The organism is Paenibacillus koleovorans NBRC 103111 (assembly GCF_004000845.1).
GTDB classification, from domain to species: Bacteria; Bacillota; Bacilli; order Paenibacillales; family NBRC-103111; genus Paenibacillus_AA; species Paenibacillus_AA koleovorans.
The window spans coordinates 1-15959 of sequence record NZ_BIMA01000096.1; the positions used below are offsets into that span (position 1 = coordinate 1).

Genomic DNA, 15959 nt, shown 5'->3' on the forward strand with positions numbered 1-15959 from the left:
AATTTGTGAAGTTCCTCTCTTGGATAAATAAAGTGAAAACGCAAAAAGACCGCAAGCCCCTTCGCTTACGGTCTTCCTGCAACGCTAAAATCAAGGATTCCTATTCGGTTCCTCGCCAGGCGGGAGGACTCAGGAATCAATTCTTTCTTTGCTCAGGCCCGTAGAGGCCGATGGACAATGATATTCGGTTGTAGCGGCTGAGTGACGTAGCGGCGGTTCATCATTCCGGTCATGGCCCATCGGCCTCCTTTCTGAATCAAGATAGTGCTAATCATACGGCTGACAGGTAAAGTTTGTCAATAGGGGCATCGGATTATAACCAAATTTTCCGGCTCGGCGCAGCGGACTGTTTCATCCGCCAAGCTTCCCCCTCGCCGTATCCCTGTAAGAGCTCGGCGATTGCCCCGTCGCCTTTTTGAAAAGTGTGCTGAAGTAGCTGGAGTTGTCGTAGCCGACGCGCTCGGCGATTTCCTGGACGGTGAGGTCGGTGGTGAGCAGCAGTTGCCGGGCCTCCCCGATCCGCCTCTGGATCATATAGTTATTGGGCGAATAGCCGGTTTCCTGCTTGAACAGATGCCCCAAGTAGTAAGGGCTTATATACAGGCGGTTGGCAATCTCGGCAAGCGGAATATCCTTCGTGTAGTTGGAATCGAGAAATGTCTTGATTTTCAAGCTCAGCGAATCTTCGCGCTCAGCGGACGCCGGTAAATCTCCAGCATCCTGCCGGGTGTCCAAGATTCGCCTAACCGAGATCAGCAGATTGACCAGCATGTTCTGGCAAACCGTCTCGAATCCGTACACCTGCGACTGAATTTCCTCGAAAATCGTAGACAGCTCTCCCTCCACTTGGCGGCTGTACGGACCGGTCGGAATGACTGGACTTTGCCCCCGTGGCACGATAAACCCTTCCTCCATCCCCGCAAAATGCAGCTGCCCAATCCCGCAAAAATAAGTTTTGAGCGGGTTCCCCGGGTTCGAATGCTCCTCGTGCAGCACTCCGCGGTTATAGATGAGAATGTCCCCTTTGCGTGCAGTGTAGCCGCGATCGTCAATAATGAAGCTGCCTTCGCCTTCGCTTATGTAGATGATTTCCGTCAAGTCATTGTGTTGGTGGCTTGGGAAGCTCCAGGTTGGATCGTTGCTGATCTGCCCGGCATAATGCAAGAGAGGGGACTTGTTGTTTTTGAAAATGCGGACCGGCTTCTGTTGGAACGGAATTTGCACCATTCGCCTTTTCCTCCGATGACCAAAGCTTTCCTTCATTATATTAGGCCCGCCGATTTCCGAGAAGAGAACAAGAAACCAAACCTTTTTCCACGGAACCACAAGAAAATACATTCCTCCGCTTCTCCCCCTCCAGTATGCTTTTAGCAGGAAGCAACAGGAGGATGAGGAAACGATGGGCGCCAAACAGCTAATACAAGATACGTTCGAGCAAGGCCGAGGCATCTTCCGGCTGGCTCCGGTGTTCGTCCCGCGCCGATTCGCCCAAGCAGGCAAGCGGCTCCGGCTGCATCCGGACGATTATTATGCGCTCGGGACGAAGCGCGGCTCGATCAAGGAAAGATGGTTCTCCTCCGTCATTACGGCGATGAACGGACCGCTCGCCCCGGAGGATGAAGGGCTCAGCTACGTAGCGGCAACCGAGGATGCCGGCATCAAGTTCACGCTGCGAGATGCCGTGAACGAGCTCGGATCGGCTTTAATCGGCACGGAACTGAAAGCCAAGTACGGGACATGGCCGATGTACTCCAAGTTTTTCGACTACGAGACGCCGCTGTTCCATCACTTGCATCTGAGCGATGCCGCCGCTTCTCTTGTAGGACGGATGGGCAAGCCGGAGGCGTACTATTTTCCCCCGCAGCTGAACAATCATCCGGGCTTGTTCCCGGTTACTTATTTCGGTTATGATCCGGATATAACCCTCGAAGAGGTGCGCGAGCGTCTGCTCCGCTTCGAGGCCGGCGACAATCGCATCACGGAGCTGTCTCGTGCTTATCGCATCGAGCTCGGGACGGGCTGGTATACGCCGCCGGGCGTCGTGCATGCTCCAGGTTCGTATTTGACATACGAGCCGCAATGGAATAGCGACGTGAACTCGGTACATGAGAACATCGTCTGGGGCGAAGTGTATCCGTATGAATTTCTGGTGGAGAATTGCCCGGCGGATCGCCAGCGCAACATCGACTACGTTCTCAGCCTGATGGATTGGGACAAGAACGTGGACCCGCATTATCGGAAAACGTATTTTCGCCCGCCGCTTCCATGCGAAGACGGAGACCCTGAAGGCGGCTATTCGGAGACATGGATTACGTATGGGAACGATTATTTTGGCGCTAAGGAGCTGACCGTGCATCCGGGACAAACGGTAGTCGTGAAAGATCCGGCGGCGTACGGCACCATTCTGATTCAAGGCCACGGTTCGTTTGGCGTTCATGAAGCGGAAGCGGCCCTTATGCTTCGCTACGGGCAAATGAGCGGGGATGAGTTTTTCGTCAGCGAGGCGGCCGCGCGGGAGGGGGTTCAGATTACGAATCGGAGCAAGTGGGAGCCGATGGTGTTTTTGAAGCATTTTGGCCCGAATCATCCGAATATGCCGAGGGCTTAATCTATAGGGAGAGGTGTAAGCGATGTCTTTACAAAACTATCAATTGAAAAATGAGAAAATCAGGTCCGCCTTCGCGGAGCTGAAAGCAAGCCACCCGGAGCGGCTCAAGCAAAGGCTGAGTCTGTCATGGAGCAACTGGGGATTCGGTCTGGAGCCTCTCCAGGCGACGGCCGCCCGCTTGCAGCGCGCAGGTATATCCTGCATCGAGCTGCATGGCAATCATTACGGGCCGGACTTGGGCTACAAGCCGGTCGAAACCCTTCGCATTCTCGAGGACCATGGCATTCAGGTCGCCGGCGTCTGCGGCATGTTCTCGGCGGATAACGACCTGTCCAGCAACAGGGCCATTCAGCGCCAAGCCGCGATTGATTATATCAAACGAGAAACCGAGTTCATCGAAGCAGTAGGCGGCAGTTACATGCTGGTCGTTCCCGGCGCGGTCGGCCGGCCGCATGCCTATGACGCCATGGAATGGGACCGCAGCGTGGAGACGCTTCGCTCCGTCGCCGACTTGTTCGTCCGCCACCGCATCCGCGCCGCCATCGAGCCGATCCGCTCGGCCGAGGTCAGCCTCGTCCACACGATCGCGGATGCCATGGCCTACATCGAAGCGGTCGACCACCCGGGTGTCGCTCATGTTAACGCGGACGTCTATCATATGCAAGCCGAAGAGTCCCATATCGGGGAAGCATTGCTTCACGCCGGGGACCGCCTCGTCAACCTGCATATGGCCGATAGCAACCGCGGCGCATTAGGCGAAGGCTCGATGGATCTGGACACGATCATCATGGCGCTGTATGTGTTAGGTTACAACACGGACGGGCGTTATGTAACGCCGGAGCCGCTCGGACCGGGCGGGGATCCGTACCCGGCCATGTACGGCAAACCCGATCCCGATACGCTCGAGCACCTGGTCCAGCAATCCGCGCGATACTTCCGCGAGCGGGAACAGTGGCTATTGTCTTAATTCCACCTCCACCCATACCTCCTGCAGCCGGTCCGAGCAATCGACTTCATAGAACCCGCTCCCGATCGGATCGGCCTGCAGTTCTACCCCATTCGCAACCACGCGCATCGGCTGCTGCTCCGAGTAAAACAGAAACCGGCCGCCTTCCCGCAAACGGATGACCTCCATACCACCCCGGCTCGTCTGCTCCAATACCGCGTGCGAGGCGACATACTTGTTCGTCAACCCTACTGGAGTCACGTCTCCACCGCTCCTAACAGGCACGAGCACGAACAGCTTGGACTGCTCCTGCCGCAGCACGAACGGGAACGTCTCCCCCTTCTCCAACACTCTGCACTCCCTGGAGAAGTACTCGTAGAGCAACACGCGCCCCTCCGTCAACCCGGGCACATCCGCCGCCGACACAACGCCTGCCCGCTCGACCTCATCCGCTCCGATGTGAAAAGCCGCCACAATCCCAGCCGCCCCCGCCATATTCCATAGCTTCAACGGAACCGCCTCGCTCGTCGGATCCTGCATCAGGCAATCTCCAGTCGGCAAAGCCGGCTTCTCGCATCGCAGCAACCGACCATCGCTGTACGCAAGCGGCTTCAGCACCTCCGCATTAGTTCGCCCCACTTGGTCGCTGACATAAACCGGGCCTCCACTTACAGCGCGCAGTACCGCATTTTGCACATCGTCATGATTGCTGGACCAGAACATGTCCCAGTCTCCCCAATAGAACGGTCCGTGCCAATACGAGTTGTAAGCGTTCTGCAGCGCGTGCTCGCGGAAGCTATGCCGCACCTTCGGGAAAAAGTCGTCGCTGTTCCGCGACACGGCCGACCGTGGGCGATGCCACACATTTTCCGGCGCCATCCCCATGCAATTGATCACCGCACCGTCGAAATGCAAAGCAACCGACGCCTCCAGCGCCTGATGCGCAGCCGAAGCCGATGCGCCAACCGCGCGCTCGTATTGCAAATAGTTATTGATCGAAGCCTGGCTGTCGACTTTGACGAAATCGATCCCCTGCCGACTCAAATAGCCGTGCCAAGTGTTCCAGAACCCGAAGCCAAGAGCAGGATCGGGATACGGCAGCAAGCTGCCGTCGGCCGCCTTGTACAGAAACCGACTCAACGACCTCGCAATCTCGCTGTCCGGGTGAACGCCCGCCCAGTACCCGACGATCGTATGCCACACCCCGACCCAGCGCACCCCATGCCGCTCCTTCAGCTGCCGAACCGTATGCGCAAGCCCCTGCGGGAATTTACCGCTGTCGGCGTCCCAGGCTTGCAGCTTGCCATCCGCTGTAGTCGACCAGCCGTCGTCGATCATCATCCAGCGGACCGGCAGCCCGAGCCGGTTGAACTCTTCCGCCTTCTGCAGCACTCCCTGCTCGTCGACCTTCTTATAAAAAGCGTCCCAGCTGCACCAGCCGAGCGAATCCAGCACTTCCGGGTACTTCTTGCTCGAGCGCGGTAGTGCCGGATAGTCCAGCTCCAGCAAAGCCGCTTCGGTCGTCCGATCCGCCAGCGCGTAAGGGTCGTCCCCATAGCCGAGCACAAACGCCAATCCTTGCTGACTCAGAAGTCCACCTTGAAAGACGCTAAGAACAATCGAGAACCCCTGCTCTTGAGCGCCGTCCTCCGCTTGTCCCGCTGCTCCTTCCCCACCTGCCAAGTCCGTCCGAAACACCGGCCCGGTCACCGGAAGCAGCCTGTAATAGCTCGTATCCGTGCGCCATAACAAAGACAGGGTGCGCGACGGCAGCTTCTCCGGGTCCAAGTCAAAATGCGGCCGATTCCACCACTGGTTATGCTGATGAATCGCCATCAAACCTCGGACGTTCTCTATCCGCTCCACCGTAATCGCGATCCCCCGCAGCCCTGAGAACGACTTCCGCTTGCCGAAAACATACTCGTTGTGCACCCGTCCGTTTACGAAGCCCAGTACCATATCGGCGTAGCAGCGCAGTGTCAAGCTTACCGACACCGCCGCTTTTTCCGCTCCATCCCCGTAATGCAGCACTTGCTGCTCGAACGCCCCGTGTTTGTCAGTCCCGCTCGTCCCTTCGCCGGATAGAAAAGCAAGCCGGACCGGCGCCTCCCCTTCCAAAACAACCGTGACGCCAAACCGTCCCAGCACCGACGCCCCGCCGGAGCCAGTAATAGTCGAATCCTTGCAGCTAAACATGATGCCCCACTCCCCTATTCCAGTCGTTCAAAATGAAATTCGAAGATCAGTCGTTGCAGCCTTTCGCCCTCAGTCTCACGATACTTCAGATCCAACGCATAGAACAGCACCTCTTTGCCAAAATGGTTCAAAAACGGCAGCGTCTCCACGTCCGGCTCCATCAACGCTGCATCATAGCGCACCAATAGCTTGAACTCCGTGCCTACAAGCTCAACCCGTCCCGCCTCCGCCACCACGGGCATCATCGGACAAATGAACCGTTCCGTAACCGCGCCAACTTCATCGCGTTGATCCGTCGCAAACTCAAACGTATCCTCCAGCTCTAGCCACGGCATTCCGCCATCCTGCTGCTTCCGCCATGTCCAGCTTCGCTCCAGCCTCTGCAGCCCCGGAACTTCGTACGCCTCCTGCAGCTCCACCACGAACCGGTCATAACCCGGCGTCACTTCCGCCTGCTTCACAACCGCCCCGCTGGCCCAGCCTACCGATTGGCTTACACCCTTAATAATCGGTACGGAATGCCCCAAAGCACTGTTGCAGAAGAACGAATACCTTGTCGCCGGCGCAAAATAGGGCTTCGTATACAAACCGGCCCCCATATCGGCCAGGAACGTATCTTCCCCTGCCATGACGATGAATTGTCCGACATCATTATGGTTATGCGGCTCGTCGTTGTGCCCGCCTTTGGCGGCGAAGCAAAACGTGCCTTCCGGCTTCTTCACCCGGGACACCATCCATTGAGCATCGGCCAAGTAAGAGGAGCCGGTCTCCCATCCCTCGCCCCGCATCCCCGGATCGAACCAGATCAAGTTACGCAAAGCCGGCGCCCAACGACCGCAATGATCGTAAACCGCTTTGTCTTGAAACGTATATGCAGGCACATGCATGTCCGGAAACCGCCTCGCCATCTCATGCGTCAGCCCAATGTACACATCCGCCTCCGCCGGCGAATCGGAGAAATTGACGACCTTGCGGCCATTCAGGAAACATTTCTGTTGGAACAGCGCCAGCTGTTTGACCTTAGGATTCGCGAGCAAGTCCAGAGCCCCGCCGGTTCTCCTGCCCAACAGCTCGGCGAAATAAGTGTAGAAACCAAACCCGTACCCCCAATACATGTACCCTTCCAAACAAGCGCCGTCGTCCCCATAGCCCTCGAGAAACAGACCGAGCGTCGGCAGCGCTTTTTCCAAAACAAGCGCAAGCTCCTCCTCATCCTCCATCATGTGGATGGCCGCCGCTCCGATCGACCCGGCGCACACCGCCGCCCAATTGTTGCGCACATGCTCCCAGAAGTACTCGCCCCCCAGAAACGGGGTGAAAACTCGGCGGTACACCTCTCTGTACACACGGCTGCGGACGGTCTGCGGCCAAGTATGCCCCGTCAGCGCCATCACTTCGGCCAAGGCGAACGCCGTCTCCGCCGCGAACAGATCGATCCCGATCCCGATGTCCGGCACATCCCGCTCATGCACTGAGTAACGAGCCGGCTCGACCCCAGGCGGGCTATCGAAATGGACCGGCACGCACCAGGAAAATTCCCCGCAGATCGCCCATACCGTATCCAGCAGGCCGTCCCGGTAATCGTCCCGCTCGGGCTGCAGCCAGCTTAGCAGGCCCAGTGCGGTTAACCGCTGTCTCCTGTCAAAATAGACGGGCTCATAGGTTTTGCGGACGCCATCCTCCCACACTCGACGGAATAACGTCCAAGGCAGCTCCACAATAGGCTGCCCGAGAAACCGATCGCCCTCAGCCGCCAGCTGCTCCAGAATCGGACGAAACGCAGACTCCGTCAGGATCCGATTTCTTACCGCTTCCCGATCTTCCCGAAACAGCCAATCCCTTAATTCCGCGCGTCTCCCAGCCAACTCCCGCATAAGCGTCGCCTGTTGAATCATCCCCATGAGCTTTCCTCCTTACCGCGCTTCAACTTCCCCATCGTGACTCTCCTCCCCAAGAAGGAACGGCCCCGACAGGATCGGAGCCGTTTCTTATAGGCCGCTCTTATTTCTTAGCGTTAGCCGCTACCCACTCGTCGAGTTGCTTTTGCACCTCTGCATTGATTTTGTCCATACCGGAAGCCTTCAGCTTCTCAACCATCTTCGGCAAATATTCCACCGGATCGAGCGAACCCGTGATCAGACCCGGATAAAATTCAGCCAAAGCGTTGTTGTAAGCGCTGATTTCGTTTTTGACCGGCTCGCTGTTGAAAATAAACCCAAGCCCTTTCGCCTCATCCGCGTCCGAATTGAACTTGCGGAATTTATCCCATTTCTGCGGATCTTCGTTCGCCCACAGATAGTCGTTGAACTGGTTGCCGAACATGTACGGAGCGCCCAGGGAGTAACCGGACGTCTGCGCTGTCATGCCAGCCGGGAAGTCGACCGTGTTGGCATCCTTCTTCACGAAGTGTTTGCCCTCGATGCCGAATGCGATCATGTTCACCAGCGTCTTGTCGGTGTACAGCAGGTTCAGGAACATCATGACCCTGTCCGGATCTTTGGACGTACGGGAGATCGACAGCATGTTGCCGAGCGTGCTGTTCGTGGTGATGAGCGGCTTCGTGAATTCGATTTGCGTCCATTTCAGGCCGCTTGCTTGCGATACTTCGACGTCTTTGCCCGGCTTCAGCGTTTCCGGGAAAGCGAATACTTTGCCGGAGCGGTACGTGCCTGCGAAGTCGGTCAGCGTCGCCGCGTCCTTGTTGATATAGCCGGCTTTGTACCATTTGTTGGCCAGCTTCAGGATGTCCATGTAGCGAGGATCGCTGTACGTGTCGATCAGCTTGAGATCCTTCGTGTTGCGGTCCATCGCGCCCAAGTTCGTAGCGCTGGAGCCGGCCGAGACGAAGTTGCCTTCTTGCAAGGCAATCGGGAGACCGTTCGTTTTGCCGCTCAGGAATGGAATCATGCCCGGCTCGTTTTGCTTGATCACATCGAAGAACGGCTCCATGTCTTCCGGCTTTTTCACCTTGCTCAGGTCGAACTTATATTTGTCCACGAGATCCTGGCGGACGAGGAAGCCTTTGTTGGCGGCAAACTCTTTGTTGGTCGGCATGCCGTATGTTTTACCGTTGTATTTGATGCCGTTCAATACTTTCGGATCGATGATCTTCATCGCTTCTGACGCATGCTTCTTCATCAGATCGTCGATTTGGATGATCGACTTGTTGTTGATTTTGCCTACCCAGTTGTCCCAGGACGTCGTCCAAGTAATGTCGAACACTTCGTTGGAGGCGTACTTCAAGTTCATTTTGTCAGCCCAGCTACCCCAGTCAATGACCTGCATATCGAGCGTGACGTTGATTTTGTCCTTCAGGTACTTGCTGATTTCGGCGTTGACGAGCTCTTGGTCCTTCTGCGGGACGCCCGGCAAGAACATCTTGATCGTGTAGGGATCCAGCTTCGCCGCTGTCGGCGATGCGGATGCCGAGGATCCGGCGCTAGGGGCCGGGGAGCTGCTGCTGTCGGAGCTGCCCGAGTTCGAGGAGCAGCCGCCGAGCACGAGGCTGGCGGTAACGACCAGTCCCAGAGCCGCGCTGAGTTTGCTTGTGTTGCTTTTCATTTTTGTTAACCCTCCCAATCGTACGTTTCTTATGCTCGACCGGATCTAGGTCCGGAGTAAGCCTATCCTTTTACAGCGCCGACCGTCAAGCCCTTGACAAAGTATTTCTGGAAGAACGGATACGCCAGCACGATCGGCCCCATGCCGATGATGGCCATCGCCATCCGGGCCGTTTCACTCGGCAGCTTCGCCGTCTGATCGCCGAATCCGCCCAACGCCGCGAAATTGTTCAAGTACTGCAGGTTGCGCATCGCCTTGTACATCATGTACTGCAGGTTGATCAGCTTGTCGTTGTTCATGAACACGAGGCTGTTGAACCAGTCGTTCCAGTAGCTGAGCGTGTAGAACAACCCGATGGTGGCGAGCACCGGCAGCGATAACGGGATGACGATTCGAGTAAAAATTCGCAGCTCGCTGGCCCCGTCGATTTTAGCCGATTCCAGAATGGACGGGTGGATGCTCGTCGTGAAAAACGTCCGCATGATGATCACATAGAAGGCGCTCAGCAGATGGTTCGGGACGATCAAGGCCCACAAGGTGTCGCGGATGTCGATGAAGTTGGTGTACACCAGGTACCAAGGCACAAGCCCGCCGCCGAAGATCATCGTGAAGAACACGAAGAACGAGAAGAAGTTGCGGAAGGCGAAGTCTTGTCTGGACAACGGATAAGCGACCAATGCCGTAACCGTAAGCGCGATGATCGTGCCTACTACGGTAACGAAGATCGAGATCATGTAGGCATCGGCGATCGGCCGCCAGTCGCGCAGCAAGTATTCGTACGCGGACCAGCTGAACACTCTCGGTATGATGTTGTATCCATGCAGGTAGATCGTATCCTGATCGGTAAGCGATACGCCCAGCACGACGAGCACCGGAAAGATGCAAGCCACCGCGATGAGCAGGAAAAACAGATGCAGCAAGAACTCCGTCACGGGATGAATCGAGTTGATTTCCCGGCGTCGGGCGGATCGTTTACGAGGTGCGGGGGCCGACTGGGCGGGCCTTGCCGCGGTTGAAACCGGCGAGCCTGGAGCAGGAGCCTGCTTGGTTGTGCGGGATGTAGCTTCGTTCATTGCGGTTGCGGGCCCCCTTTTCTAAAATAAAGCATTCTCTTTGTCCACTCTGCGGACGATGTAGTTCGTTGTCAGTACCAGGATGAAGCCGACGAACGATTGATACAGGCCGGCTGCCGAGGACATGCCGATGTCGCCTAGTGTCAGCAGCGCGCGGTACACATATGTGTCGATGACCTGCGTCGTTGGGAACAGCGCTCCGGAATCCAGCGGGACCTGATAGAACAAGCCGAAGTCGGCGTTGAATATTTTGCCCACTTGGAGCAGCGTCATGACAATGAGCACCGGCTTGATCAGCGGGATGGTGATGCGGCGGATTTGCTGCCATTTGCTTGCTCCGTCGATCAACGCCGCTTCGTAGTACTCGTTATCGATGCCGATGACGGCCGCCAGATAGACGATGCTGTAGTAGCCGACTGTCTTCCAGATATTCACGAGCGGCAGGATGAAGGGCCACAATTCCGACTTGGTGTACCAGGACACCGGATCGAAGCCGAGCGGCTCGAGCACCGACTTGTTGATAAATCCATACTCGCTGTTCAGCAGCGAATAGCCGAGATAACTGACCACGATCATGGACAAAAAGTAAGGCAGGAACATGACGCTTTGGTAAAATCGAGCCGCCAGTCGCAGCCTTAGCTCGTTTAGCGCAATGGCGAAGGCGACGGGCACCACCAGGTGGAGCACAATGAAAACCGCATTGTACAGCACCGTGTTTCGCGTAATGAGCCATGCGTCTCTCGTCGTAAACAGAAACTCGAAGTTTTTGAAGCCTACCCAATCGCTGCCCCAGATGCCTTTGGAGTAGTCGATGCTCTTGAACGCAATCATCAGCCCGAACATGGGCATGTAGTTGTTGAGGATCAAATACAGCACGCCCGGCAGCAGCAGCAGCAGCAGTGCCTTGTCCTTCCTTACGTTGCGTATGAACTTGACCATGACGTTCGGTCGTCTTGGTGTCGTCAGGTTCATCGTTGCGGTCACACCTTTCGCGATTTCCTGATCTCAGTATAGCGGGGGCGCATCGATTGCCTCTATCGGGCGGCGTGACACTATTCTTGTTTTTGTGACTGGTTTTGAAAAGTAAAACCTTGTGCTGAGAGATCAGTTAGTGCAGGGGGAGGACAGACGGCTGGGTTCTGATCGTTGAGTTCAGTTGGTGCAGAGGGAGGGCAGACGGCTGGGTTCTGATCGTTGAGCTCAGTTGGTGCAGGGGGAGGGCAGACGGCTGGGTTCCGATCGTTGAGTTCAGTTGGTGCAGGGGGAGGGCAGACGGCTGGGTTCCGATCCCTGTTGTACTCATGGCCCTTGATTGAATGGGGGTGGAGGTTGGGCCATGACTACAAAGGGGACCGCTTCGCTTCTCCACTCCAGCCGCCCGCCCTCCTCGGTTCTACTTTTTCTGGTTGGGGGAGGAGTAGAGAGATTGGTTACTTGGTAGGGGTGGTAGGCTTGAGCATTTGGGAGGAGAATTATGGGGATAAGGGGGGAGGAGAGAGCGGCTGCGTAGGGATTGTGCTGGGATTGGTGGGGATAGCCGGGATTGGCGGGTGTAAAGTGTCAATGGGTTAGCGAGTTTACGGGGATTGTGCTGGGATTGGTGGGGATAGCGGGGATTGGCAGGAATTGGTGGGTGTAAAGTGTCAATGGGTTAGCGAGTTTACGAGAATTGTGCTGGGAGTGACGCTTATTGACTTAAGTGGCGCGACGCACCAAGTAATATAGGCTCTTTACTGCACAATAACGCTGTGAAAACACCTTATTTTGCGGAATCCGCCACTTTGGCGGAAAATAACGTTATGGCATCATCTTATTCCGGCTCGGGACAACCTAAACCAACCACCTCGAGGCAAATAGCGCTCCGGCATCACCTTATTTTTGCTCGACACGCGGTTTTTCGGCGAATAGCGTTATGGCATCACTTTATTTTTTCTCCTCCCCTCAGCCATACAAAAAAGGCTCAGCCGTATGGCCAAGCCCCCGCTATAACTCCAAACCTGTTCCAGTTTCAGCCGTCTTACTTTACCGCTGCTTTGCCAGCCTCCTACCCTGCCGCTCCACCGACAAGCACCCGCTTCCCAACGGTCCCGAGACCAGGCTAGCTGAGATTCAGCTTCTGGAATCGCTTGCGGAACTCGAGCGGTGCGATGCCGACTTTTTTCTTGAACACTTGCCCGAAGTGGGAGTAGTTCTCGTAGCCGATCTCCTCGCACACGTCGACGATTCGCAAGTTCGTCTCGGTCAGTAGGATTTTCGCCCGGTCCATCTTCACCTGGATGATGTAGTCCATGAGCGACTGTCCGGTCTCTCGCTTGAAGATCCGGGACAAGTAAGCCGAGTTCAGGTGAATGTGGCTGGCCGCCTTCTCGCGGGTGACGTCCTTCAGATGCGTCTTGACGAACTGCTTCGTCTTCTCGATCAGCATCGAGCTTTCCCGGCGCTGCTGCTCCAGGTACCGCGACCCGGTCTCGATCAACTTCTCCGACCAAGCCTTGAGCTGGGCGATCGAACGAATGGCCGTCAGCTCCCCGCTGCGCTCGCGCAAGCCGGTCCACTCCTTCACGGAGAGGCCGTTCTTATGCGCCACGTGGTAGATCATGTAGACGAGGGCATGGTACAAAGCGCTGGCCGACTCCGTATCCGCCTGCGCTTCCTGCATGTCCGCGAACAGCTGATCGAGCCGCTTGAACAGCTCCGCCTTGTTGCCGGTCTCGAACAAAATCACCCAGTCCGACCAAGGGATCGCGAGCGGATGCTTCTGCCTGCTCCCGGTGGAACTGGGCGCATCCAGCTGCTGCACGGAGAGCGGGCTCGACAAGTTCTCTTGCTCCAGCTCGATCAACCGGTGGTATACCTCCATCAGCTCGTCGAACGGCACGGCATGCCCGATGTAACACGAAACAGAGCAATAAAAATACTGACTGCAGGCGTTCGTATAGGCGCGGCAAGCTTCCTCCAAGGCGGCCGCATCCGGCGATCGATCCGCGGATTCGTACACAAGGGCGAAGAGGATCCCGTTCTCGTCCTTGATGATGTCGCCCTTGAATCCCCCCAGCAGCAGCTCGGCCGCCGCATTGCGGATAGCATACTCCAGCGTGTCTTCGTCGCGTAGGCTGAACTCCTTGTGCCACCGCTCGACGCTGATCAGGATCGGCAAAATCTTAGACTGCGGCCGGAGCGGCAAGTTGACCGCCTGCAAATTCTCTTGCGCAGGCGCTAATCGGCCCGCCAGCAAGTTCTGCCAATACTTTTCCACCACGACCGACTTCTGCCGCTCCCACAACGTCCGGTATTTCTGACTCGTCTCCACCAACGACGCAGCTTTGCGCTCCTCGCGGATTTGGTCCAGCGCTCTCGTCACCGTCGCCGCCAAGTCCTCGGGTTTGACCGGCTTGAGCAAATATTCGAAGCTGCCCAGCTGCACTGCTTTTTTCGCATAGGCGAACTCGGCATGACCCGTCAGGAAAATCGTCTCCACCCCGGGATACCGGTCGCCCACCCACTCAATCAGCTCCAGCCCATTGATGCCGGGCATCTCGATGTCGCAAATAATCAGATCGATCGGATGCTCCTGCAGTAAGGCCATCGCTTCTTTGGCCCCCATCGCCTGATGCACCTCGTCAAATCCCAGCGCCGCAAAATCGACTGATTTCCGCATGGCGCGCAGCACATAAATTTCGTCGTCGACAATCAACAGCTTAAACATCTTCTTCCTCCCCCGCTTCGTTCAGCGCTCCTCTAACCGGCAAAATCAACCGAACCTCTGCCCCCTTGGGCTCTACATTTCCAAACGAAACCTCCGCTTCGTCCCCGAACACCATATGCATCCGCCGGAACACGTTCCAGACTCCCATATGCGTCCCCGTCCCGTCGCCGAATTCCTTCCGGTTGAATTTGGCCATCGTCTCAGGCTGGAAGCCTCGGCCATTATCTCGAATCAGCACCTCGAACCGCTCCGGCCGCTCCGGAATGAACCGCACCGTGATCTGGATGTGTAACGGAATGCTGCCCTCTTCCATCCCATGGATGACCGCATTTTCCACAAACGGCTGAAGCATCAGCGGCAAAATCGGCGTCCTCGCGAGCAGTTCCTCCACGACCATCTCATACGACAATTTCTCCGGAAACCGCACCAGCTGAATTTCCAAATAATTGCGGATATGCCGCAGCTCCTCCTCCAGCAGGATCGTATCCCGATGCGACCGCGTGATGAAGCGGAAATAATCGGCGAGATGCTCCGTTATTTTTTTGATCAGCTCATTTTCCCCGAGAGTAGACAGGCTGTTAATGATGTTCAGCGAATTGAGGTAAAAATGCGGGTTGATCTGCGCCTGCAAATGTTTGAATTCCGACTGTTGCGCCTTTAGCATCTCCTCGTACACGTTGATCTTCAAGCGGCTGATCTGGGTCACCATGTGGTTGAAGGTCGTGATCAGGAAGTTGATTTCCTCGGTGCTCGCTTCCTTCACGCCGATTTCCATATCGCCCTGGGTCACGCGCCGCATGCCTCGAATCAGGGAATTCATAGGGCCGAACAACAGCCGCCGCAAATAATGCGAGTAGAAGTAGAACAGGATGATGGCTCCGATCGGAATGAGGTAGATCACGTATTGGAAAAAAGGCAGCTGCTTGAGCAGCGACTTCTCCGGAATCATGGCCGCCAGGCGCAGCGGCGCATGTCGGAACGACGTGCTAACCAGCAAGTAGGAGATTTCGTCCTCGGTATTCTCGAATACTTGGTAGGCGAGCGGGTTCGCTTTGATCTTGTGGTTGGCCGCCGTCATCATCTCGCTCGACAGGGTGGAATGGGTCAGCGGCTGGCCGTCCTCGGCATCGAGCAGGATCGCCTCCCAGCGATCGCCGAAGTCGAGGCTGCGGAGCGGACGGATGATATCCTCCAGCCGGAGCACCGCGCCGATGGAGACGCCGCTATTCGCCTGGGCCGCACGGACCATGTAGCCCTCCTCGCCTTGGCGCAGCACGGTCCATTCCCCGAAGGCCGCTTCCTTCCGGTGCAAGTACTCGCCCAGCATGACCTTGAGGTTGGACGTATCCCGGTAAGACGAGCGGGAGAAGATGAAATCGTCCTTCTCTTGCGAGTAGGCGAAGAAGGAGTAGAAATTCTCGAAGGCGGTGCTCCAGTTCGTGAGATCGTTGTGAATCTTAATCTTGGCGAGGGTGTAATCGCCGTTCGTCTCCGGCAGCGTGTTCATCGCGAGGTAGGCCTGCTGCGAGTCCGACGTGACGATCTGCTGCAGCAGGTTGTGCGTGATCTCCTCGAGCGTCCGGTCGATCTGCGCAATGTGGATGGCCAGCACTTGGCTCGTCGAACGCGACACCTCCTGCCGCACGACTTTAATCGCGTAATAATTTTCATAGGCCAGGAATAGCGCCAGCGGCGTGATGATCAGGAGAAAGCTGCGGACCAGCCGGAGGCGGAGCGTCGGTTTTTTCATCATAGGGTCACCCGTTTCGCCTTAAGGATACAAAAAGAAGGTGCCCCTGCGTTTCGCAAGCACCTCTTGAAGTTAGATATGATCATAACACGGAGTTCCGGTTGTGCCAATATGGGGCC

The 15959-nt window shown here is 56.5% G+C and carries 10 protein-coding genes; 2 read left to right on the plus strand and 8 right to left on the minus strand.

Going from position 1 to position 15959, the window contains the following annotated elements:
* Positions 1 to 351: 351 nt before the first annotated feature.
* On the minus strand, positions 352 to 1227 hold the full coding sequence (locus PKO02S_RS24310; RefSeq protein ID WP_164821655.1) for an AraC family transcriptional regulator: 876 nt from the start codon (positions 1225 to 1227) through the stop codon (positions 352 to 354).
* 172 nt (positions 1228 to 1399) lie between these two features.
* On the opposite strand from PKO02S_RS24310, the gene PKO02S_RS24315 reads away from it, so the two are divergent.
* Together PKO02S_RS24315 and PKO02S_RS24320 are read left to right on the plus strand one after the other, a co-directional pair.
* Positions 1400 to 2608 (plus strand): cupin domain-containing protein, encoded by a 1209-nt coding sequence (locus PKO02S_RS24315; RefSeq protein ID WP_127587050.1) that lies wholly within the window; start codon positions 1400 to 1402, stop codon positions 2606 to 2608.
* 22 nt (positions 2609 to 2630) lie between these two features.
* Positions 2631 to 3575 carry a sugar phosphate isomerase/epimerase family protein gene (locus tag PKO02S_RS24320; RefSeq protein WP_127587052.1) on the plus strand — a complete coding sequence of 315 codons (945 nt, stop codon included), beginning with the start codon at positions 2631 to 2633 and terminating at the stop codon, positions 3573 to 3575.
* Here the strand turns inward: PKO02S_RS24320 and PKO02S_RS24325 are convergent.
* The 7 genes from PKO02S_RS24325 to PKO02S_RS24355 all read right to left on the minus strand — a co-directional run bounded on the left by PKO02S_RS24325 (position 3564) and on the right by PKO02S_RS24355 (position 15840).
* The gene (locus PKO02S_RS24325) at positions 3564 to 5750 is read right to left on the minus strand and encodes a Sip1-related alpha-galactosidase (RefSeq protein WP_127587054.1); all 2187 of its coding nucleotides are present in this window, start codon (positions 5748 to 5750) and stop codon (positions 3564 to 3566) included. The two genes, PKO02S_RS24320 and PKO02S_RS24325, sit on opposite strands and share 12 nt — an antisense overlap.
* Positions 5751 to 5764: 14 nt before the next feature.
* Positions 5765 to 7651: a heparinase II/III family protein gene (locus PKO02S_RS24330; protein ID WP_127587056.1), complete on the minus strand. Its 1887-nt coding sequence runs from the start codon at positions 7649 to 7651 to the stop codon at positions 5765 to 5767.
* 100 nt (positions 7652 to 7751) lie between these two features.
* On the minus strand, positions 7752 to 9311 hold the full coding sequence (locus PKO02S_RS24335) for an ABC transporter substrate-binding protein (RefSeq protein ID WP_127587058.1): 1560 nt from the start codon (positions 9309 to 9311) through the stop codon (positions 7752 to 7754).
* 62 nt (positions 9312 to 9373) lie between these two features.
* The gene (locus tag PKO02S_RS24340) at positions 9374 to 10384 is read right to left on the minus strand and encodes a carbohydrate ABC transporter permease (protein ID WP_127587060.1); all 1011 of its coding nucleotides are present in this window, start codon (positions 10382 to 10384) and stop codon (positions 9374 to 9376) included.
* 21 nt (positions 10385 to 10405) lie between these two features.
* On the minus strand, positions 10406 to 11323 hold the full coding sequence (locus PKO02S_RS24345) for an ABC transporter permease (protein WP_246067316.1): 918 nt from the start codon (positions 11321 to 11323) through the stop codon (positions 10406 to 10408).
* Between the two features lie 1159 nt (positions 11324 to 12482).
* The gene (locus tag PKO02S_RS24350; RefSeq protein ID WP_127587062.1) at positions 12483 to 14090 is read right to left on the minus strand and encodes a response regulator transcription factor; all 1608 of its coding nucleotides are present in this window, start codon (positions 14088 to 14090) and stop codon (positions 12483 to 12485) included.
* Positions 14083 to 15840 (minus strand): sensor histidine kinase, encoded by a 1758-nt coding sequence (locus PKO02S_RS24355; protein ID WP_164821656.1) that lies wholly within the window; start codon positions 15838 to 15840, stop codon positions 14083 to 14085. Before PKO02S_RS24355 ends, PKO02S_RS24350 begins: the two co-directional genes overlap by 8 nt.
* Positions 15841 to 15959 lie beyond the last annotated feature (119 nt).